The following is a 19,752-nucleotide window of genomic DNA, read 5'->3' as shown; positions in this document are numbered from 1 at the left end:
CACAGACCCAGCGGCGCGCGCCGCTGCTCTTGCGGGCGTGCTCACCCTTCGAGCCTGCGCAGCCGTGGCTGATTCTGGCGATGTCACGGCCATTGGCCAGGCAGTGAATGCTGCGACGTGGATCTCAGACCCAGATGCGTGCGCTGCCGCTGTTACGGGCTTGCTCACCGATCCAGCGTGCGCAGCCGTGGCTGGTTCTGGCAATGCCACGGCCATTGGCCGGGCTGCAAATGCTGCGACGTGGATCACAGACCCAGGGGTGCGCGAGGCTGCTCTTGCGGACGTGCTCACCCCACGAGCGTGCGCAGCCGTGGCTGGTTCTGGCAATGCCACGGCCATTGGCCGGGCTGCAAATGCTGCGACGTGGATCACAGACCCAGGGGTGCGCGACGCTGCTCTTGCGGGCGTGCTCACCGATGACGCGTGCGCAACCGTGGCTGGTTCTGGGGATGCCACGGCCATCGGCCGGGCTGCAAATGCTGTGCCGTGGATCACAGACCCAGGGGTGCGCGCCGCCGCAGCCAGGGGCTTGCTCACCCCTCAAGCGTGCGAAGTTGTGGCTGGTACTGGCCATGCCCTGGCCATTGGCCAGGCTGCAGGTGCTGTGCCGCGGATCACAGACCCAGGGGTGCGCGCTGCCGCAGCCAGGGGCTTGCTCACCCACCGAGCGTGCGAAGTCGTGGCTGGTTCTGGGGATGTCACGGCGATTGGCCATGCTGCAGGTGCTGTGCCGTGGATCACAGACCCAGGGGTGCGCAACGCCGCTGCCAGGGACTTGCTCACCCATCGAGCGTGCGCAGCCGTGGCTGGTTCTGGGGGTGCTTGGGCCATTGGCAACGCTGCAAATGCTGCGACGTTGATCACAGACCCAGGGGAGTGCGCGGCCGCTGCCAGGGACTTGCTCACCCCTCAAGCGTGCGCAGCCGTGGCATCGGAATATGTGCAACAACCCACTTTGCAAGCAGCTTCGAGCATTGGAGCCGTTCGACGCTTGGCAGCTGATGCAGGGCACCCGATTCGGTGGGATGCAGGTTGGGACCGTGGTGCGTTTGACAGCCGCCCTCCAGCTGAAGGCGAGACCGTTGGCCTGGCTTCGGCCAGCGCAAGAGTGTTGGCATTTGCAGGACAAGTCGATCAACACCAGCCTCAGGTCTGGACCGAACTGGAAACTCATTCAGGCGCCCAAAACCTCGCCCGGGCATTGAATTCTTATTCTGCTATTCGCCAAGGCGACGACCCGGCGCCGTCCAGAAGTGCCATGAGCGAGTGGAGCCGCGCAGGGGGTGGCGCCGCCGCAGTGCTGGAGTTGCAAAGGAATCCAGCTGCGTTGAGAAAGATACTTGACACTGTTGATCCATCACAGGCGCTAGCGTGTGGAAACAACCCGGCTTACCACGCTTTTCTCGCACTCAATAATGTTCCTATGGCTGTGCAATTGGCCCACGGCGATTTACCTGCTGCAGCAGCAGCGGCACGCCAGGCAACCGCCGCACAGTACATTGCCAGCAGCGTCGCTGAGCGGATTGCAACCGTGAATCGTGCGGTACCAGAAGGCGACCCGCCCATGGTCGGGGCTGGCGTCCAAACCGAATATTTCAACAGAGTTGCAGCTGCAGCGGGTGGTGGGCGCTTGTGGGGGGCACTTCCGAGGGAAGCATCTGTGCCGTTCGGTGCGATGGTTGTCGGTGCTTGCAGATTGCCGGACCATCCAGCTTTTGTTCATGGCCTTGCAGCTAAAACGGGTCGAATTCTCAATGGCGACGAGCCGCAACTTGTTGCTGAAACCCTCACTGGGGCTCCCGGAGTGCGAGATATTTGGACTCGAGCAGTCATGCGCCAAGCCGACGCATTGTTTTTGCCTGTCGGGGCAGACGTAAACCGCGCCTTGCAACTAGAACAGCCGCCATTTGTGCCCAGCCAGGCGCTTGCCCGTGCCGCCAGGGGATTGGGGGATCCACTCGATAGGCTGACTCCAGACATGGATGGCGTACGTCCAGGAGTGAACGAGGGGGATTTTCTTCGGTTAAGTCACGCGGTTAGGGCAGCCAGCGATCAAATAAATGCCCGTGTGGTGGCTCAATTGACAGAGAGCATTGTTGGGCGGGGTCTTGATTTGCGCCATACACCCTCGCATGAAGACGTCACGCGGGCGGTGGTTAGGGCCCAGGAGCAACTCGGCGTTGCGGCCGATCGGATTCACAGGCCCGAGAATGCCGGGGGCGTTCCGGAATTCTTGCGTCGTCTCCATCCCCTTCTTTCTGGCCTGCGACCGCCTTCGGGTTCGGCACCTCACTACAGTGCCATACTCGCCGCCGCTGCGAGTGATCAAGCGCCGGGAGGGGCGCGGTCCCCGTCTGCGGGACCGCCCAGTCCTGCTCACTGAGTCCGCAAGCGCTACCTGGCCCTGCTGACGGGCAATGAAGAGGTCATCTCGCTGTACCGCGACCATGCCACCCATGAGCAGTCCCATGCGGAATTCAAGACCGACATGGACTTGAACCGCCTGCCCTCGGGCAAGTTCGCCACCAACCACCTGGTGTGTGCACTGGCGGCGGTGGCCATGAATCTGCTGCGCATCGTGGGGCAGCTCCGCGCTAGGTCGACGAAGGATGTGCTGATCAGCGGGGCGCCAGCACCGCCATCGTGATGCGTGAAACGCAGGTCAGCTCGCCCGCGTCGTTGGTCAGGTCGATCTGCCAGACCTGGGTGGTGCGCCCGATGTGCACCGGCCGCGTGACACCGGTCACCCAGCCGCTGGTGGCGCCTTTCAAATGGTTGGCGTTGATGTCCAGCCCCACCGCGCGGTGGCCTTCGGGGCAGCTGTAGGCCGCGCCGCACGAGCCCAGGGTTTCGGCCAGCACCACGCTCACGCCGCCGTGCAGCAGGCCGTAGGGCTGTTTGGTGCGCGTGTCCACCGGCACGCGGGCCCGGATGAAGTCATCGCCGACCTCCAGGAATTCAATGCCAAGTTGCTGCACCGCGGTGTCCTTGTGGATGGCGGTGAGCTCTGCGATGGAGATGGGTTTTTTCCAGATGGACAAGGTCAGGCTCCTGTGATGAGGGTTCGACTATAGGAAATATCCGATCTACACGCGCCCGGTGTGGGGGCGCAGATGCGGCAAACGCCTACAGACGGCAGCGCACCGCGGGCGCACCATGCGTGCGGAGCAGTCCCCATTCATGACACATGCAGCACGCCGCTGGGCCATTGCCGCAGCCGCCCTCGTGGCGCTGCTGGCTGCCGCGTGGCTGGCGCTGGTGGCGATCGTGCCATCGGACGAGCAGCTTGCGCGTCGTCTGGAGGCAGAGTTCGAGGAGCGCATGGGCCAGAAGCTTGTGGTGGGCAGCGTGCGCTGGCGCGTGATGGGCCTGCCAATGATCGAGCTGCTTGACGCAAGCACCTTGCAGCAACCCGAGGCGATCCGTGTCCGGCGCGTCGCCATCTACCCGGAGCTCATGCCCTTGCTGCAGAAGCGGCTCGTCATCAGCCGCCTGCTGGTGGAGGGTGCGTTGGTGCCGCGCAATGCACTGGCCGCTTACCGCGGCAAGGCGCAAGGCGGGGAGGGCGCGGTGCTGGTGCGCGCCGTGGAATTCACCGACTCGACCTACATCGCCTACAACGGCATCCCCGTGGTGTACGAAGGCGAGATCCGTTTCGACAACGACCGCCTGCCGCAGCGCCTGGCGTTGCGGCGGCCCGACGCGAGACCGCCCGCCTCGCTGGAGGCCACGCGCGACGGCACCACCGACACCGGCGCGCACCTCTACCGGCTGCGCCTGCAGGCGGCCGGTGGCTCCGCGCAGGGCCAGGCGCGGCTGACCCAGTCGGCCAAAGGTCGCATGGCGCTTGTCGGTGAACTGGCGCCGCGCGGTGTGGACCTGCAGGCGCTGCTCGACACCTTTCACCGCCGCTCGCCCATCGGCGGCCTTGCGTCGGGCGAGACCCAGCTGCAGGCTGAGGGCAACACAGCGACCGAGCTGTTCCGCTCGCTGCACTCGCGCAGCGTGCTCACGGTGGAACGCGCCAGCATCCTGCGCTTCAACCTCGACCAGGCCATCAAATCGCTCGGTGAGGACCGCGCCGGCGAGACGCCGCTGGACAGCCTCTCCGGCGTGATGGACACGCAGAACACCGAGCACGGCCTGAAGACCGTGTTCACCGACGTGAAGGCGGTGGCGGGCCATTACGCCGCCACCGGACAGGCCACGCTGTACCGCGGGCAGATCGACGCACAGGGCGAGCTCGAAATCGGCGGCGGCATCGTCGATGTGCCCTTCTCGGCGCATGGACCCACCGGCCAGCCGACGTTCAACCTGGCCTGGGGCGCCGTGGCCGGCGCCGCGGTGGGCACGGCGGTGTTGCCCGGCATCGGCACCGTCATCGGCGCCAAGATCGGCGGTGCGGTGAGCGAGCCGCCCAGGCCCGACAAGGGCGAGGCACCGCCTCAGCGGCCACGCCGGTGATGAGGGTGATGGGGCGGAAGCCGCGTCTTGCCACGCGGCCTCGCGCACTCAAACTCAGTGGATGGTGCTGGTCTGCGCGGCCTGTCCGCGGTTCAGCAACCCGTAAAGAATGATCGCGCCGAAGGTCGCGGTGCCGATGCCGCCGAGCGCGAAGCCGCCGAACTTCAGCGTGTAGTCGCCGGTGCCCAGGATCAGCGTGATGGCTGCCACCAGCAGGTTCTTGTTGTCGGAGAAGTCCACCCGGTTCTCCACCCAGATGCGCGCGCCCGCAATGGCGATCAGGCCGAAGACGACGATGGACACACCACCCATCACCGCCAGCGGAATCGCCTGGATCAACGCGCCGAACTTGGGGCTGAAACCCAGCAGCACGGCGATGCACGCGGCCACCACGAACATGGCGGTGGAATAAATCTTGGTGGCGGCCATCACGCCGATGTTTTCCGCGTAGGTGGTCACGCCCGTGCCGCCCGAGGCGCCGCTGACCATGGTGGCCACGCCGTCGCCGATGAACGCCTTGCCCAGGTAGGGGTTCAGGTCGCGCCCGGTCATGGCACTCACGGCCTTGATGTGACCCAGGTTTTCCGCCACCAGGATCAGCGCCACCGGAGCAATCAGCAGCATGGCCTGCGCCTCGAACACCGGCGCGGCAAACTTCGGCATGCCAAACAGCGGCGCGGCCGCCAGCGCCGAGAGGTCGATCGGCTTGCCCAGGCCCATGCCGTTGGTGAGCACGGCGTAGACCAGGCTGGCCACGATCAGGCCCACCAGAATCAGCAGGCGCTGCGTCATGCCGCGCGTGTACACGGCCACCAGGCCCACGCTGACGAAGGTCACGGCCTGCATCCAGGCATCGAAGCCGGTGGGCGCCATGTTCTTGATCGGGATGGCCGCCAGGTTCAGGCCGATCACGGCCACCACCGCGCCGGTCACCACCGGCGGCATCAGCCGCTCGATCCAGTGCACGGCCACGTCGTTCTCCACCTCCTCGACCTCCATGCCCTTGATGGGCGTGGAGCGCGTGTGGCGCACGTTGGTCAGGTGCACGATGAAGCCGATCAGCGCGTAGATGGCACCGCAGGCGATGATGCCGCCCAGCGCCACGCCCAGGTTGGCGTTGAGCCCGGGCCCGGCGTAGCCGCTGGCGGCGATCACCACGCCGATGAAGGCGAAGCTCGAACCCAGGTAGCTCGGCACCTTGCCGCCGGTGATGACGAAGAAGATCAGCGTGCCGATGCCGCTCATGAGGATGGCGACGTTGGGGTCGAACCCCATCAGCAGCGGCGCCAGCACGGTGGCACCGAACATGGCAATGACGTGTTGCACGCCCATCACGGCGGTCTGTGGCCAGGGCAGTCGCTCGTCGGGCGCGATCACGCCCCCCTGGTCCAGCGTGCTCGACGGTTTCTCCGCCCAGTGGAACATGCCCATGTCGTGCCTCCTCGTTGTGGATGGATGCCGTTTGCCGGCTGGCCACATTCTGCCCGCAAAGCCCGCTTGTCGCCCCCGGCCACCCGCTCCTGGTGGCCCGCTGCTAGGCTACACACCGAACAAGAGGAGCCAACCCATGAGCGAGACAACGCGCCCCCCGCACCTGCCGCAAATTCGCCTCTACCAACAGTGGCTCGCTGAACACCGAGGCCTGCGTTTTGACAGCTACGACGCGCTGTGGCGGTGGTCCACCACCGAGCTCGACGCCTTCTGGCAAAGCATCTGGGACTACTTCGAACTGCAGTCGCCCACGCCGCACACGGCGGTGCTGGCCAGGAACGTGATGCCGGGTGCCGATTGGTTCCCGGGTGCGCAGGTGAACTATGCGCAGCAGGTGATGCGCCATGTGCAACCCGCGCACGCGGCCGGGTTCGCGGCCGTGGTCAGCCGCAACGAGAAGGGTCGCCATGGCGAGCTCAGCTGGCCCGAGCTGCGTCGCCAGGTGGCCTCGCTGGCGCTGCACCTGCAGGCCCAGGGCGTCAAGCCGGGTGATCGTGTCGCGGCGTACCTGCCCAACATTCCAGAAGCGATGGTGGCCTTCCTCGCCACCGTGAGCATCGGTGGCGTGTGGAGCATCTGCGCACCCGACATGGGCACGAACGCCGTGCTCGACCGCTTCCGCCAGATCGAACCGGTGGTGCTCATCGCCTGCGACGGTGTCACCTATGGCGGGCGGGATTTCGACCGCCTCGGCGTGGTGGCCGAGCTGCGTGCGGCGCTGCCCACGGTGCGCCACGTGCTGCTGCAAACCAACCTGGCCGAGGGCGATGCCGACCGCGCCGACGCACTGCAACGGGTTGCTCCCTGCGCGAGTTTTGAGCAGGCGACCGCGCGCGACGACGCCACGGTGCGGGCCTTCGAGCCGCTTTGGCTGCCGTTCGACCACCCGCTGTGGATCGTCTACTCCAGCGGCACCACCGGCCTGCCCAAACCGATCGTGCACGGCCACGGCGGCACCCTCATCGTGGGGCTGGCGCTGAAGATCCTGCACAACGACATCGGCTGCAGCTACGCGCCCAACAGCTGGGGCGAGCGTTACCACTGGTACAGCTCTACTGGTTGGGTGATGTGGAACGCGCAGACCAGCGGCCTGCTCAACGGCACCACCTGCGTGATCTTCGATGGCAACCCCGGCGGCAGCAAGGACCGCCCGGACTGGACCACGCTCTGGCGCTTTGCCGCCGAGACAGGCGTGACCTTCTTCGGCGCGGGCGCGGCGTTTTTCGCCAATTGCCTCAAGGCCGGCGTGGACCTGTCCACCTGCGGCGACCTCTCGGCCGTGCGCGCGCTCGGCACCACGGGTTCACCGCTGTCGGAGGATTCGCAGCGCTGGGGCACGGAGCAGTTTCGGAAATTGCGTGATGACGCACCCGTTCACCCTGAGCCCGCGCCCGTTCGCCCTGAGCCTGTATCCGTTCGCCCTGAGCCTGTCGAAGGGCTCACCCGGGCGCCGCTTCGACAGGCTGAGCCCGAACGGAGTGGGACTCAGACTCAACCTGCTGGAATTCCAAACCAACGGGATGAAGACATCTGGTGGTGCAACATCAGTGGCGGCACCGACTTCGCCGGCGCCTTCATCGGCGGCAACCGCGAGCTCCCACAGACCCCCGGTCGCATGCAGTGCCGCCTGCTCGGCTGCGCGGTCGAAGCCTGGAATGAGAAAGGCCAGCCGGTCATCGACGAAGTGGGTGAACTGGTTTGCGCGCAGCCCATCCCGTCGATGCCGCTGTACTTCGTGGGCGATGTGGACAACCGCCGGCTGATCGGCAGCTACTTCGACACCTACCCGCCGGGTCAGGGCCGCCGGCCCGGCGGCGGTGATCTCGATGCAAGTGCCGGCGCGGTCTGGCGGCACGGCGACTGGCTGCGCATCCACCCGGATGGCTCCTGCGTCATCTATGGCCGCTCCGACGCCACCATCAACCGCCATGGCCTGCGCATGGGCACGAGCGAGCTCTACAGCGCGGTGGAATCGCTGCCCGAGGTGATGGATTCCATGGTGGTGGACCTCGAATACCTGGGCCGCGAGAGCTACATGCCGCTCTTCGTGGTGCTGCGCGAGGGCCACGCGCTGGACGAGGCCACGCGGCGACGCATCACCGACAGCATCCGCACGGCACTCTCGCCGCGCTTCGTTCCCAGCGACGTGTTCCAGGTCGCCGAGATCCCGCGCACGCTCTCGGGCAAGAAGCAGGAACTGCCGATCAAGAAACTGCTGCTCGGCCAGCCACTGGAGAAGGTGATCAACCGCGAAGCCATGGCCAACCCCGGTTGCCTGGATTGGTATGTGGCCTTTGCGGCACAGCGCGAGGGCCTCAGTTCGCCACCGTGAAGCGGGCCCGGAGGTGCCGGGGATTTTCGATCTCGTCCACGATGGCCATCGCCAGGTCCTGCACCGAAATACCAGCCGGTTGCGCGCCCTGGCCGGGGAGCAGCTGGTCGCCACCCACGCGGTAGCGGCCAGTGCGCTCACCCGGTGCGAGCGCAATTGGCGGCGAGAGAAAGGTCCAGTCCAGCGCGGTTTCGGCGCGCAGGCGCGTGAGCAGATCGCGCGCGGCCAGCGCACCCTGCTTCCACTCCGCCGGGAATTCGGGCGTGTCCACCAGTTGCAGGCCCGGCGCCACCTCCAGGCTGCCCGCGCCGCCCACGGCCAGCAGGCGCTTCAAGCCGGACTACTTCAGGCCAGCCAGGATGCCGTCGTAGCCCTGACCGAACAGGCGATAGATGTCCGCCTCGCCCCAGCCCGGGTTGTAGGCGCTGACCACCGCATCGTGCCCGGCGACCGCCGCAGCCACTTCGGCGGCATTCTGCGCGTCGGCCTTCACCACGCGCAGGCTGGCCTGGGCGGCCAGTTTTTCCGGGTGGCGGGCCAGTGCGGTGACGGCATGGCCACGGGAGAGCAGTTCGGTCAGCACGGCGCTGCCGACAAAGCCGGTGCCACCGATCAGGGCGATGTTCATGGTGAGGTCCTTTCGAGATTGACGATGAGACCTAGTGTCATGACTTCACGAAATCGGCGGTAGATGGCAAGATCGCCCATCTTTATTTAGAAAATCTAATAAATGAGCGAGGCAATGATCTGGACAGACCAGCTCAAGCGCATGGCCGTGTTCGCCGAGATCGTGGACAGCGGCTCCATCAGCGCCGCCGCTCGCCGCCTGGGCAGCACGCCTTCGGCGCTGAGCCAGCAGCTGCGCCTGCTTGAACAGGCGCTGGGGCTGGTGTTGCTGCACCGTTCCACACGCCGCCTCTCGCTCACCGAGGCGGGCGAACGGTATTACCCGGCCTGTGCAGCCATGGTGGCCCAGGCCCGCAGCGCCGGCATGGCCCTGGAGCGCCTGCGCGACGAGCCCGAAGGCGAGTTGCGGCTGGCCGCCCCCATCGGCTTTGGTGAGTTGCTGGCGGTGGCCCTTGAACCCCTGCGCCAACATCCCCGCCTGCGGCTGCACCTGCTGCTCGACGACACGCCCATCGACCTGCTGCAGTCGCGCGTGGACCTGGCGCTGAGGGCGGGCCAGATGCCCGACTCCACCCTGGTGGCTCGTTCGCTCGGCGGACTGCCACGGCAACTGTGTGCCGCCCCGCGCTACCTGGCCGAGCGCGGCTGGCCGCAGCACCCGCGCGACCTGGCACAGCACGACTGGCTGGGTTTGCCGCCGCGCCAGGGCAGCGCCGAGGTGCTGGAGATGACCGGCCCCGAGGGCGAAAGCGAGACGGTGCGCCTGCAGGCCCGCGTGCTGGCCAGCCAGGTGGTGGCGCTGCAGGCCATGGCCGAAGCGGGATGGGGCATCCATGTTGCGGTGGCCAAGGACACCCGCCAGTCCATCGAACAAGGACGGCTCGTGCCGGTGCTGCCGGGCTGGCGGCTCTCGCCGGTGCCGGTGTACGCCGTCACACCCACGCGCGACGAACTGCCGGCCAAGGTGCGCCATGCGCTGGCGGCGCTGCAGGCGCATTTTCAAGCGCACCCGGGTGGCAGTCGCGCCCGCGACTGATTGGCGCCCGAACCAAGGGGCGGCCCGCTGTTCAGCGGCGCGCGCTTTGTTTACGTTTCCGGTTTCCCCACCGAACTGGAGACCTGCCATGCGCAAGACCGATCTTTCCCTGAATCGCCGCCAGGTGCTCGGCGCGGCAGCTGCCGCTGTCGCCATGCCCGCGTTGCTGCCTGCGGGTGCGCTGGCGCAGGACAAGTACCCTTCTCGCCCGATCACGCTGATTGCGCCCTGGCCCGCCGGCGGCAGCAGCGACGGTGTGCTTCGCGCACTCGCGCAGAGCGCCAGCAAGACGCTGGGCGTGCCGGCGGTGGTGGAGAACAAGCCCGGCGTGGGCGGCACGCTGGGTGCCAGCGCGATGCTGCAGGTCCGGCCCGACGGCTACACAGTGACGCAGTTGCCGCTGGGCATCTACCGCCTGCCGCACATGCAGACCATGCCTTTCGATCCCGTGAAGGACATCACCCACATCGTCTGCCTCACCGGCTACACCTTCGGCATCGCCTGCACCGCCGATGCACCGTTCAAGACCCTCAAGGACATGGTGGCCTACGCCAAGGCGAACCCGGGCAAGCTCGAATACGGCCACACCGGTACCGGCACCACGCCGCACCTGGCGATCGAGGAGTTCAGCGAGAAGGCCGGCATCCAGCTCAACCCGATTCCCTACAAGGGTTCGGCCGAAATCATGCAGGCCATTCTGGGTGGGCACATCCGCATGATGAGCGGCACCACCGAATTTGCGCCACACGTCGTCAGCGGCAAGCTGCGCCTGCTGGCCACGCTGGGGAGTCAGCGCAACAAGGCCTTCCCCGACGTGCCCACCGTCAAGGAGAGCGGCTGGGACACCATCACCGAGTCGCCCTTTGGCATTGGCGGGCCCAAAGGCATGGACCCGGCCGTGGTGAAGGTATTGCACGACGCCTTCAAGGCCACACTCGATGACCCGGAGGTGAAGGCCACCTTCGACAAGTTCTACCAGCCCACGGTGTACATGAACACCGCCGACTACACGGCCTACGCGGCGCGCACGTTCGCGGCGGAGAAGGCGACCATCGAGCGCCTGGGGCTCGCCAAGAAAAGCTGAGCGCCCAGACGCCCCGTCGGCCCCGAGGCAGTCGTCCCGTCCGTTCCGAGGGAGCGTCCCGTTCGTGCTGAGCCTGTCGTCCCGTTCGCCCTGAGCCTGTCGTCCCGTTCGCCCTGAGGCAGTCGTCCCGTTCGCCCTGAGCCTGTCGTCCCGTTCGCCCTGAGCCTGTCGAAGGGCCCCGCGTTCAGCGCCTGGACACCAGCACGATCCCCGCCGCCACGCCCGCCAGCGCCACCACCAGCTGCGGCGTGAGCGGCTCGCCCAGCAGCACAATGCCGAACACCAGCGCAAACACCGGCGTGAGAAACGTGAAAGTCGACATCTGCGTGGCCGGGTAGTGGCGCAGCATCCACATCCACGTGAGGTAGCTGGCGAAAGCGCCCACCGCGGTCTGCAACACCACCGAACCCCAGGCCATGCCGGAATAGTCCCAGGCCCACGGCTCGCCCAGCGCCAGCGACAGCAGCGGCGCCACCAGCGCGGTGACGGCGAGCTGGTAGAACAGGGTCTTCTCGGCGCTCGCGCTGGTCAGGCGCGTGGCACGGATGGTGAGCGTGGTCAGGCCCCACAGCAGGCCGGCTGCCAGCCCCATCAGGTCGCCGCGCCACTGGCCCGCCACCGGCGAGCTGTGCAGGAAGCCTTCGCTGAAGGCGATGGCCACGGCCGAGAAGGCGATCACCAGCCCGATCCATTGAACGCGGCGCAGGTGCTCGCCTGGCACCACGCGGGGCAGCAGGATCGCCACCACAAAGGGGCTGGTGTAGAGAAACACGGTCAGGCGTGAAGCGCTGGTGTGCATCAGGCCGAGGTAGATGAAGCAGAACTCGCCGGCGAACAACAGGCCGGCCAGCACGCCGGCGCGCAACGTGCCGTCGCGCTGGAACAGCGGCACCCCGCGCGCCACGCACCAGACCCAGAGCAGAGCGGTGGCGCCCCACATGCGCAGCGAGGCTTGCCACAGCGGCGGGATTTCTTTCACCGCAAACTTGATCAGGATCTGCTGGAAGCCCCAGAAGGCACAGCACAGAATGAGCAGTGTGATGGCCAGGGCATCGAGATGGGCCTTGCGTTGGGTGAGGGCAGCGGTCATGGGCAAGGATTGTCGGTGCTCAGCCAGAGTGCGCCAGGCGGCGCAGCTGTTCCTTGAGCCGGCGCACCTCGGCCGTGCTCAGGCCGGCCACCACGGTGGCTTCATGGGCGCGCGCCTGGACGATCAGAGGCGCCACCTTTTTCTGCCCCGCTGGCGTGATGGCCACCAGCGTGCGGCGCTGGTCGGCCGGGTCGTCGCGCAGCGTCACCCATCCCTGCGCCGCCAGGCGCTGCACCAGCTTGGTCACCGTGGGTTGAAGGCTCAACACGTCTTGCGTGAGCTGGCCCACGCTGATCGGTGCCTGCGAATCGAGCACCGCCATCACCCGCCACTCCAGAGAGCCCAGGCCGGCCTCGCGCACGATGTTGTCGAAGTCTTTGAACAGGGAGTGGTTGGCTTGCCCCAACAAGTACCCCAGGTACTCGTCGACGAAACGGGCGCCCCCTCGCTCCGCCGCTTCGCGGGTCGCCGCCCCCCGAGGGGGCCGGGCCCGCCTTCGAGGCGGCCCCGCGGCGGGCCTCACTTTGCTCACAACGGATGCTCAGCGTAGAAGCGGCCGCCGTGGAACAGCAGTGGCGACGCGTCAGCTCGGTGGCTGCAGCGCTCGACTTCGCCGACGAAGATCACATGATCGCCTTCGGCGTACTGGCTGCGGTTGAAACACTCGAAGCTGGCGGCCGCGCCGTCCAGCAGGGGTGCGCCGCTGGGGCCGGTGCTGAAGCCCACGCCAGTCCACCGGTCGGTGCCGCGCGTGGCGAAGCGCTCGGCCAGCGACTGCTGGTCGGCCGCGAGCACATTGATGGCGTAGTGCCGGCCGTTGGAAAACACCGCCAGCGAGCCGGCCGCCTGACCCAGGCTCCAGAGCACCAGCGGTGGGTTGAGCGAGACCGAGTTGAACGAGTTGGCGGTGAGCCCCACCAGTTCGCCGGCGTCGGTGCGTGCAGTCACGATCGTCACACCCGTGGCAAACATGCCCAGCGAGGCGCGAAACTCATGCACCGAAAAATCGGGTGGCTGGGCCTGAAGGCCGGCGGAACGTGCGGGGGACATGGTTGGAATTTATATGAAAATTCATGAATAATGGCAAGACGCCGACGAAAAGGAGACCTCATGCTGCAGGAGCGGACCGAACCCGCCTGGATCGACGCCTTTGAAACCATGCTTCGCCGCTGCGCTCTTCAGCCGGGCGACACCGTGGCCATTCTCGGCGAAACCCAGAGCCGGCCGGTGCTGCTGGAACTGGCCAGGCTTGCTGCGGCGCGTCTCGGAGCCCGGTCGTTCACGCTCACGCTGCCTTCGGTGTTCAGTGCCAGCGAGCCGGTCTCCCGGTCCACCGGGGCAAGTCCGGCGATCCAGCAACTCGCTCCGGTGATCGCGGCACTCGCGGGCTGTGTGCTGGTGGTGGACTGCACTGTCGAGGGCCTGATGCACGCGCCCGAACTGCCGTCGATCCTCCAAGGCAACGGCACCTCACAGCCGCGCATCGTGTATGTGAGCAACGAGCACCCCGAGGCGCTGGCGCGCCTGTTGCCCGACGACGCCACCGAGGCGCGCGTGAAGGACCACATCAAGCGTGTGCGCGGCGCCCAATCCATGCGCGTCACGTCCGCCGCAGGCACCGACCTGTCGATCTCGCTCCAGGACGCAGTGGTGGGTGGCAACTGGGGCAGCACCATCCGCCCCGGCACGCTCACCCACTGGCCGGGCGGGCTGGTGCTGGCGTTTCCGGCGGCGGGCAGCGTCAACGGCACGCTGGTGCTCGCCGAGGGCGATGTGAACCTGACCTTCAAGCGCTACATCGAGCGAGCCATCACGCTCACCATCGCAGACGATCATGTGACCCGCATCGACGGCCGCGGGGTCGATGCCGAGCTGTTGCGCAGCCACTTCGCGGCGTGGAACGAAAAGGAAGCCTACGCCGTGAGTCATGTGGGCTACGGACTGAACGATGCCGCCCGCTGGGACAGCATGGCGCTCTACGACAAGCGCGACTTCAACGGCACCGAGCTGCGCGCCTTCGCTGGCAACTTCCTCTACAGCACAGGCGCCAACGAAGTGGCCGGGCGCCACACGCGCGGCCACTTCGACTTTCCCCTGCGCCATTGCACCGTGACACTCGATGGCCGGACCGTCATCGACGCGGGTCAGGTCGTGCCATGACCGCACCCGCTTTCACCATGCTCGGCAGCGGCCCCACCGTGCTCATGCTGCACGGCATCGGCGGTGGTCACCTGGCTTTCTCGCCGCAGGTGGAAACGCTGGCCAACGCGGGATTTCGCGCCGTGGCCTGGGACATGCCTGGCTATGGTCACAGCGCACCCATCGAGCCGTATACGTTCAAGGGACTGGCGCAAAGTTGCGTGGACCTCATCGACGCACTGCAGTGCGAACATGTGGCCCTGCTTGGCCACAGCATGGGCGGCATGGTGGCGCAGGAAGTGGTGGCCCGCCGGCCCGACCGCGTGAACCGCCTGGTGCTCTGCGGCACCTCGGCCGTATTTGGCAAACGCACCGATGGCCGCAGCGCCGACGCATGGGCGCGCGCGTTCGTTGCCCAGCGCACCGCGCCGCTGGACGCCGGCAAGACCATGGCCGACGTGGCGCAAAAGCTCGTTCCGCAGATGGTGGGCCCCGGCGCGTTGCCTGAAGGCCTGCGCCTGGCGGAGCACTGCATGTCCAGCGTGCCCTCGGCCACCTATCGCCGTGCGCTCGACTGCCTCGTCACTTTCGACCGCCAGCAGGAACTCGCCAGCATCCGCGTCCCCACCCTGCTCATCGGCGGCGAGTTCGACCGTATCGCCTCGCCGGCTGTGCTGAAGCAGATGGCGCAGTCGATTCCGCTGTCGCGTTATGCCGAGATCGCCGGCATCGGTCACCTCATGAACCTGGAAGCGCCCGACGAATTCGATGCCCTGCTCATCGACTTTCTGCGCGAGCCCCTGCCCGTGGCGACTCACGGCACCCACTGAGCTGGAGACCTCCATGAGCCCCCACGTCCGACACTTCGTGTTCTCTCTGCCTCCCAAGGGGGCGCAAGCCTCCGTTGAGGCGCCTCGGCAGGAGGCTTGATCATGAACAAGCCCTTGCCCGCCAACGCCACTGGTCTCGATTTCACGCCCGCTGTGGGCGACCTTCCGTTCACGGCGCTGCAGCAAGAGTTGCTGACCCGCGCCCACGCGCTTGGCAATGACCGCTTTGCCAAGCGCACTGCCCAATGGGACCGCGAGGCCAGTTTTCCGTTTGAAAACTACAAGGACTTGCGCGAGGCCGGCTTCCTCAAGCTGTGCGTGCCCACCGCGCACGGCGGCCTCGGCGCCGACTACGCCACCTACATGATGGTGGCGGCCGAAATCGGGCGTTACTGCGGTGCGACCGCGCTGACCTGGAACATGCACATCTGCAGCACCATGTGGACAGGCGTGCTGGCCGATGGAATTCCCATGACCGAGGCCGAGCGTGGCGAGCACCTGGCGCGGCGCGAATTGCACTTTCGCCGCATCGTGAACGACGGCGCCATCTACGCCCAGCCCTTCAGCGAAGGCAGCGCAGCCGCCGCCGGCCGCGCGCCTTTCGGCACCACGGCGAAAAAAGTCGAAGGGGGCTGGCTCGTCAACGGTCGCAAGATCTTCGCCAGCCTCTCGGGCGCAGCGGACTACTACGGCATCCTCTGCACCGAGGACAAAGGCGACGACCACCCCGATGCGCGCGATACGCTTTACATCAGCGTGCCCGCCACTGCCGCCGGCTTTTCCATCAGCGGCGAGTGGGACCCGCTGGGCATGCGAGGCACCGTCAGCCGCAACCTCGCCTTCAAGGACGTGTTCGTGAGCGACGCCGAGCAGCTCATGCCGCGCGGCATCTACTTCAAGGGTGCGCAGACCTGGCCTGCCATGTTTTTCACACTCTCCCCCACCTACCTCGGCCTGGCCAACGCCGCCTACGATTTCACCGTGAAGTACCTGCGCGGCGAGGTGCCTGGCGAGCCCCCGGTCAAGCGCCGCCAGTACCCCACCAAACAGATCGCGGTGGCGCAGATGCGCATCCAGCTGGAGAACATGAAGAGCATCTTCGCCCGGGCCATCACCGAAGCGCGTCCCAACCCGTCGAAGGACGAGAAGCTGCGCCTTTACGCGGCGCACTACAGCGTGATGGAGGGCGCCAACGACATCGCACGCTTGGCCATCCGCACCTGCGGTGGCCAGAGCATGATGAAGCACCTGCCGCTGGAGCAGATGTACCGCGACAGCCGCTGTGGCGCGCTCATGTTGCCCTGGACGGCCGAGCTCATCCTGGACCGGATGGGTCGTGAAACCTTGTACGAGGCCGGTGAGCGCGATGAGTGAGATGGCCCGCTCGGCGCTGCTCGCACTGCTGTTAGGGCTGGGCGCGATGGGTGCGCACGCCGCTCCGCGCGGCATGGGGGTGGCACCGCACGAACAAGATCCGTCACCCTGCGCCGCCCTGGTGGCGCGACTGCCGAATCTCCAGCAGGCCTTGTGCGAAGCCGCGGCGCTCAAACCCACCGACGGCCGTTCGGTGCAAGGCCGACGCCTGTACGCGCGAGATGTCGTCGGGCCCGATTCGCGCCTGCGCGTGCTGGTGGTGGGAGCCATGCATGGGGATGAATTGTCGTCGGCCTCGGTCGCGCTGCACTGGATTCAGCATGCGGTGCAAACCCCCGCCAACGCCCACTGGCGCTTCCTGCCCGCGCTCAATCCCGATGGTCTGCTGGCCCAGCCGGCGCGTCGCACCAATGCACGTGGTGTCGACCTCAACCGCAACTTTCCCACGCCGAACTGGAAACGCGATGCCAAGGTCTACTGGGAGCAACGCACGCGCAAGGACCCCCGCCGCTGGCCCGGGCCGAGCCCGCTTTCCGAGCCCGAGTCGCGGTTCCTGCACAAAGAGATGGCACGTTTCCAGCCCCACCTCATCGTTAGCATCCACGCGCCCTATGGCGTGCTCGATTTCGATGGTCCCGGCGTGCCGCCACCGCAGCTCGGGCGTCTCTATCTGGACCAGGTGGGCATCTTCCCCGGCAGCCTGGGCCACTACGGGGGCGTGCACCAGGGCATGCCGGTGGTGACCGTGGAACTGCCCAACGCCTTTCGCACGCCGCTGGACGCCGAGTTGCGCCAGATGTGGATGGACCTGCTGCGCTGGATGGGCGAGCGCATCGCGCCCACCGTGGCGCCCGGCCCGCCATTTCGACCCGGCCGGCCGGGCTGAAGTTGCGTCAGACCCGGTCGGTCTGCAGGCGCGCGGCCACGCGGGTCGAGGCGGACCCGGCGCGCGAGTCCATGCCATAGAAACCGAAATTCATGGCGGGCTGCTCGCCGCTGATGAGTTCGGCCAGGGCCTTGCCCGAACCGGCGCCGTGCGTCCAGCCGAGCGTGCCGTGGCCGGCATTGACCCACAGGCGGCGCAGCTTCGTGCGGCCAATCAGCGGGATGTTGGTCGGCGTGGCCGGGCGCAGGCCACACCAGAAACTCGGGTTGCCCCCTTCCTCCGGGGTGCGAGTGTCGGCCACGCCGGGAAACACCTGCTCGATGCGGCGCACCAGCATCTCGCAGCGCTTGCGTGCCAGCGGCGTGTCGAGCGAGAGATCGAAGCCGCCCAGTTCGATGGTGCCGGCCACGCGCAGGTGGTCGCCCAGGCGCGAGATGGCGCACTTCATCTGGTCGTCGATCATGCTCACGCTCGGTGCGTCCTGAGGGCGCTTGAGCGGCAGCGTGGCGCTGTAACCCTTGCCCGGGTAGATCGGCACCTGCAAACCGACCGCTTTGAGCAGGGGCGTGGTGTAGGAGCCGCAGGCCACGACGAAGGCGTCGGCCTTGAGCGTGTGGCCTTTGCCGGTGGCGCGGTCGCGCACGCGCACCTGGCGCACTTCGCTGCCGTCGCTCTCGATGCGTTCGATGTCGTGACCAAACATCAGCCGCGCGCCGCGCTCGCCGCACAATTCCGCCAGCTTCTGGGTGAACACCCGTGCATCGCCAGATTCGTCGGTCTTGGTGTAGGTGCCGCCCACGATGCGGCCGGCAAAGGCCTTGAGCGCCGGCTCGATCGCCAGCAACTCGTCGCGTGAAATCACGCTGCGCTGCACGCCAAAGCGCTGCATCACGGCGGCGGCGCTGGCCGCACCGTCGAAGGATTTCTGGTCTGTGTAGTAGTGCGCGATGCCGCGCTCAAGCCGGTCGTATTCGATGCGGGTCTCGTTCACCACCTCTTTCAGGGCGGCGTGGCTGTAGGCGCCCAGCGCCACCAGTTGCGCCACGTTGCGCACGAACGCCGCGTCGTTGCATTCGGCGAGGAACTGCAGGCCCCAGCGCCATTGCGCCCAGTCCAGCTGCGGCCGGAACAGCAGCGGAGATTCGTCGGAAAACATCCACTTCAGCGTCTTGAGCGGCGCCTCACGGTTGGCCCAGGGCTCGCAGTAGCTCACCGAAATCTGTGCAGCGTTGGCAAAGCTGGTTTCCAGCGCTGCGTTGTTCTGCCGGTCCACCAGCGTGACTTCGTGACCGCGCTGCAGCAAGTGCCAGGCGGTGCTGACCCCGATGATGCCCGCGCCCAATACCGTGACTTGCATGGCCTGCTCCAAAAAATGAATGAATTTGGCCGCAAGTATGGGAAAAACCCGGCTGTAAGTGAAGCGCAATTAAACTAAAATATTCGGCATCAGAACAGCTTATAAATCGCCATGAGCACCTTTGATCCCGACGCGCTGGAATGCCTGGCTGCCATCATCGAGGAGGGTGGATTCGAGCGGGCCGCGCAGCGCCTGTCGATCACCCAGTCGGCCGTCTCCCAGCGCCTGCGGGCATTGGAAGCACAGGTGGGCACGGTGCTGATCGTGCGAAGCCGACCGCTCAAGCCCACGGCGGCTGGCCAACTCATGCTCAAGCACGCGAAGATGATGCGGTTGCTGCGCGCCGACCTCGAAAAGGACCTGAAGGAGCTCGCTCCCAGTTCCACGGGTGGAGGCCGAGAGGAAGAGCGCATTTCGGTGGCCATCAACGCCGACAGCATCGCCACCTGGGCGTTGCCGGCACTCGATGAGCTCGCCCGTCACGGCCTGCCAATCGAGATCATCACCGACGATCAGGAATTCACCCATGAGTGGCTGCGCGAAGGCCAGGTGCTGGGGTGCGTGACCTCACTCGGACAGGCGCTGCGGGGTTGCCGCATGGAGGCGCTGGGCTCGATGGACTACATCGCCGTGGCGCAGGCGGACTACGCCGCCCAACATTGCCCCACGGGATTGAACGCACACAACTTCCACCAGTTGCCCTTCGTGGCCTTCAACCGCAAGGACAACCTGCAACACAGCTTCGTGGCCAAGGCGTTTGGCTTGTCTCGGGTCATGCTCAAGCAACTCTTCGTGCCCTCCAGCGAAGGGCAGGTGCGGGCCGTGCTCGGCGGCTGGGGCGTGAGCGTGCTCCCGGAGTTGCGGGTGCGCGACCAAGTGGCCAGCGGTGAGCTGGTCAATCTCGCGCCGCGCCAGCAGCTCGGCGTGGCCTTGTACTGGCACTGCTGGAATCTGAGCTCCGACGTGCTGGACGCCTTGAGCTCGGCCTTGCGCACCGCGGCAGCGGCCAATCTGCGTGCGCCCGCCTGAACAAAAAAATGGC

General features: G+C 66.7%; 16 protein-coding genes and 2 pseudogenes. 10 read left to right on the top strand and 8 right to left on the bottom strand.

Annotation, left to right across the window (positions count from 1 at the left end; translation table 11 throughout):
* Window positions 1-124: 124 nt before the first annotated feature.
* On the bottom strand, window positions 125-715 hold the full coding sequence (locus AB7F11_RS10170; RefSeq protein ID WP_428291099.1) for a hypothetical protein: 591 nt from the start codon (window positions 713-715) through the stop codon (window positions 125-127).
* 1,704 nt (window positions 716-2,419) lie between these two features.
* On the opposite strand from AB7F11_RS10170, the pseudogene AB7F11_RS10165 reads away from it, so the two are divergent.
* Window positions 2,420-2,590 (top strand): annotated as a pseudogene (locus AB7F11_RS10165) (IS1380-like element ISCARN34 family transposase); the annotation flags it as partial.
* 28 nt (window positions 2,591-2,618) lie between these two features.
* Here AB7F11_RS10165 and AB7F11_RS10160 read toward each other — a convergent pair.
* A complete protein-coding gene (locus tag AB7F11_RS10160) occupies window positions 2,619-3,041 on the bottom strand; it encodes a hotdog fold thioesterase (protein WP_428291098.1) in 423 nt (140 codons plus the stop codon).
* 139 nt (window positions 3,042-3,180) lie between these two features.
* On the opposite strand from AB7F11_RS10160, the gene AB7F11_RS10155 reads away from it, so the two are divergent.
* Window positions 3,181-4,464, top strand: coding sequence for a hypothetical protein (locus tag AB7F11_RS10155; protein ID WP_428291097.1), 1,284 nt, complete (start codon window positions 3,181-3,183; stop codon window positions 4,462-4,464).
* A 54-nt stretch (window positions 4,465-4,518) separates the two neighbouring features.
* On the opposite strand, the gene AB7F11_RS10150 is transcribed toward AB7F11_RS10155, so the two are convergent.
* Window positions 4,519-5,895, bottom strand: coding sequence for a solute carrier family 23 protein (locus tag AB7F11_RS10150; RefSeq protein ID WP_428291096.1), 1,377 nt, complete (start codon window positions 5,893-5,895; stop codon window positions 4,519-4,521).
* Between the two features lie 136 nt (window positions 5,896-6,031).
* Here AB7F11_RS10150 and AB7F11_RS10145 point away from each other — a divergent pair, with 136 nt between their 5' ends.
* Entirely contained in the window at window positions 6,032-8,287 is a 2,256-nt protein-coding gene (locus tag AB7F11_RS10145; RefSeq protein ID WP_428299974.1) for an acetoacetate--CoA ligase, read from the top strand.
* Here the strand turns inward: AB7F11_RS10145 and AB7F11_RS10140 are convergent.
* A pseudogene (locus AB7F11_RS10140) lies at window positions 8,271-8,915 on the bottom strand (NAD(P)-dependent oxidoreductase). The gene AB7F11_RS10145 and the pseudogene AB7F11_RS10140 sit on opposite strands and share 17 nt — an antisense overlap.
* Before the next feature lie 102 nt (window positions 8,916-9,017).
* Between AB7F11_RS10140 and AB7F11_RS10135 the strand changes: the two are divergent.
* Window positions 9,018-9,950 carry a LysR substrate-binding domain-containing protein gene (locus AB7F11_RS10135; RefSeq protein ID WP_428291094.1) on the top strand — a complete coding sequence of 311 codons (933 nt, stop codon included), beginning with the start codon at window positions 9,018-9,020 and terminating at the stop codon, window positions 9,948-9,950.
* A gap of 88 nt (window positions 9,951-10,038) precedes the next feature.
* A complete protein-coding gene (locus AB7F11_RS10130) occupies window positions 10,039-11,034 on the top strand; it encodes a tripartite tricarboxylate transporter substrate binding protein (RefSeq protein WP_428291093.1) in 996 nt (331 codons plus the stop codon).
* A 184-nt stretch (window positions 11,035-11,218) separates the two neighbouring features.
* Here AB7F11_RS10130 and AB7F11_RS10125 read toward each other — a convergent pair whose 3' ends face one another.
* The 3 genes from AB7F11_RS10125 to AB7F11_RS10115 form a co-directional block, all read right to left on the bottom strand.
* The gene (locus AB7F11_RS10125; RefSeq protein ID WP_428291092.1) at window positions 11,219-12,124 is read right to left on the bottom strand and encodes a DMT family transporter; all 906 of its coding nucleotides are present in this window, start codon (window positions 12,122-12,124) and stop codon (window positions 11,219-11,221) included.
* 19 nt (window positions 12,125-12,143) lie between these two features.
* Entirely contained in the window at window positions 12,144-12,533 is a 390-nt protein-coding gene (locus AB7F11_RS10120) for a MarR family winged helix-turn-helix transcriptional regulator (RefSeq protein WP_428291091.1), read from the bottom strand.
* Between the two features lie 119 nt (window positions 12,534-12,652).
* Window positions 12,653-13,174, bottom strand: coding sequence for a flavin reductase family protein (locus AB7F11_RS10115; RefSeq protein ID WP_428291090.1), 522 nt, complete (start codon window positions 13,172-13,174; stop codon window positions 12,653-12,655).
* A gap of 60 nt (window positions 13,175-13,234) precedes the next feature.
* Here AB7F11_RS10115 and AB7F11_RS10110 point away from each other — a divergent pair, with 60 nt between their 5' ends.
* The 4 genes from AB7F11_RS10110 (at window position 13,235) to AB7F11_RS10095 (ending at window position 17,353) form a co-directional block, all read left to right on the top strand.
* Window positions 13,235-14,284 carry a peptidase M29 gene (locus AB7F11_RS10110; protein WP_428299975.1) on the top strand — a complete coding sequence of 350 codons (1,050 nt, stop codon included), beginning with the start codon at window positions 13,235-13,237 and terminating at the stop codon, window positions 14,282-14,284.
* Window positions 14,281-15,093: an alpha/beta fold hydrolase gene (locus tag AB7F11_RS10105; protein WP_428291088.1), complete on the top strand. Its 813-nt coding sequence runs from the start codon at window positions 14,281-14,283 to the stop codon at window positions 15,091-15,093. Before AB7F11_RS10110 ends, AB7F11_RS10105 begins: the two co-directional genes overlap by 4 nt.
* Before the next feature lie 102 nt (window positions 15,094-15,195).
* Window positions 15,196-16,467, top strand: a complete 1,272-nt coding sequence (locus AB7F11_RS10100; protein ID WP_428291087.1) for an acyl-CoA dehydrogenase family protein — start codon at window positions 15,196-15,198, stop codon at window positions 16,465-16,467.
* On the top strand, window positions 16,460-17,353 hold the full coding sequence (locus AB7F11_RS10095) for a M14 family zinc carboxypeptidase (protein ID WP_428299976.1): 894 nt from the start codon (window positions 16,460-16,462) through the stop codon (window positions 17,351-17,353). The genes AB7F11_RS10100 and AB7F11_RS10095 overlap by 8 nt, the downstream gene beginning before the upstream one ends.
* Before the next feature lie 7 nt (window positions 17,354-17,360).
* Here AB7F11_RS10095 and AB7F11_RS10090 read toward each other — a convergent pair whose 3' ends face one another.
* Window positions 17,361-18,710, bottom strand: a complete 1,350-nt coding sequence (locus AB7F11_RS10090; protein WP_428291709.1) for a D-amino acid dehydrogenase — start codon at window positions 18,708-18,710, stop codon at window positions 17,361-17,363.
* 111 nt (window positions 18,711-18,821) lie between these two features.
* Between AB7F11_RS10090 and AB7F11_RS10085 the strand changes: the two genes are divergently transcribed.
* Window positions 18,822-19,739, top strand: a complete 918-nt coding sequence (locus tag AB7F11_RS10085) for a LysR family transcriptional regulator ArgP (RefSeq protein WP_428291708.1) — start codon at window positions 18,822-18,824, stop codon at window positions 19,737-19,739.
* Window positions 19,740-19,752: the final 13 nt, after the last annotated feature.

Source organism: Hydrogenophaga sp. (genome assembly GCF_050250835.1).
Taxonomy (GTDB): Bacteria; Pseudomonadota; Gammaproteobacteria; order Burkholderiales; family Burkholderiaceae_C; genus Hydrogenophaga.
This window is presented reverse-complemented; position numbering and strand designations above follow the sequence as displayed.

Bases quoted from the DNA above. Each gene is read 5' to 3' on its own strand.
- AB7F11_RS10095 (WP_428299976.1), top strand. From the start codon at position 16,460: ATGAGTGAGATGGCCCGCTCGGCGCTGCTCGCACTGCTGTTAGGGCTG.
- AB7F11_RS10170 (WP_428291099.1), bottom strand. From the start codon at position 715: ATGGCCAATCGCCGTGACATCCCCAGAACCAGCCACGACTTCGCACGC.
- AB7F11_RS10085 (WP_428291708.1), top strand. From the start codon at position 18,822: ATGAGCACCTTTGATCCCGACGCGCTGGAATGCCTGGCTGCCATCATC.
- AB7F11_RS10130 (WP_428291093.1), top strand. From the start codon at position 10,039: ATGCGCAAGACCGATCTTTCCCTGAATCGCCGCCAGGTGCTCGGCGCG.
- AB7F11_RS10135 (WP_428291094.1), top strand. From the start codon at position 9,018: ATGAGCGAGGCAATGATCTGGACAGACCAGCTCAAGCGCATGGCCGTG.
- AB7F11_RS10105 (WP_428291088.1), top strand. From the start codon at position 14,281: ATGACCGCACCCGCTTTCACCATGCTCGGCAGCGGCCCCACCGTGCTC.
- AB7F11_RS10150 (WP_428291096.1), bottom strand. From the start codon at position 5,895: ATGGGCATGTTCCACTGGGCGGAGAAACCGTCGAGCACGCTGGACCAG.
- AB7F11_RS10090 (WP_428291709.1), bottom strand. From the start codon at position 18,710: ATGCAAGTCACGGTATTGGGCGCGGGCATCATCGGGGTCAGCACCGCC.
- AB7F11_RS10110 (WP_428299975.1), top strand. From the start codon at position 13,235: ATGCTGCAGGAGCGGACCGAACCCGCCTGGATCGACGCCTTTGAAACC.
- AB7F11_RS10100 (WP_428291087.1), top strand. From the start codon at position 15,196: ATGAACAAGCCCTTGCCCGCCAACGCCACTGGTCTCGATTTCACGCCC.
- AB7F11_RS10145 (WP_428299974.1), top strand. From the start codon at position 6,032: ATGAGCGAGACAACGCGCCCCCCGCACCTGCCGCAAATTCGCCTCTAC.
- AB7F11_RS10115 (WP_428291090.1), bottom strand. From the start codon at position 13,174: ATGTCCCCCGCACGTTCCGCCGGCCTTCAGGCCCAGCCACCCGATTTT.
- AB7F11_RS10125 (WP_428291092.1), bottom strand. From the start codon at position 12,124: ATGACCGCTGCCCTCACCCAACGCAAGGCCCATCTCGATGCCCTGGCC.
- AB7F11_RS10155 (WP_428291097.1), top strand. From the start codon at position 3,181: ATGACACATGCAGCACGCCGCTGGGCCATTGCCGCAGCCGCCCTCGTG.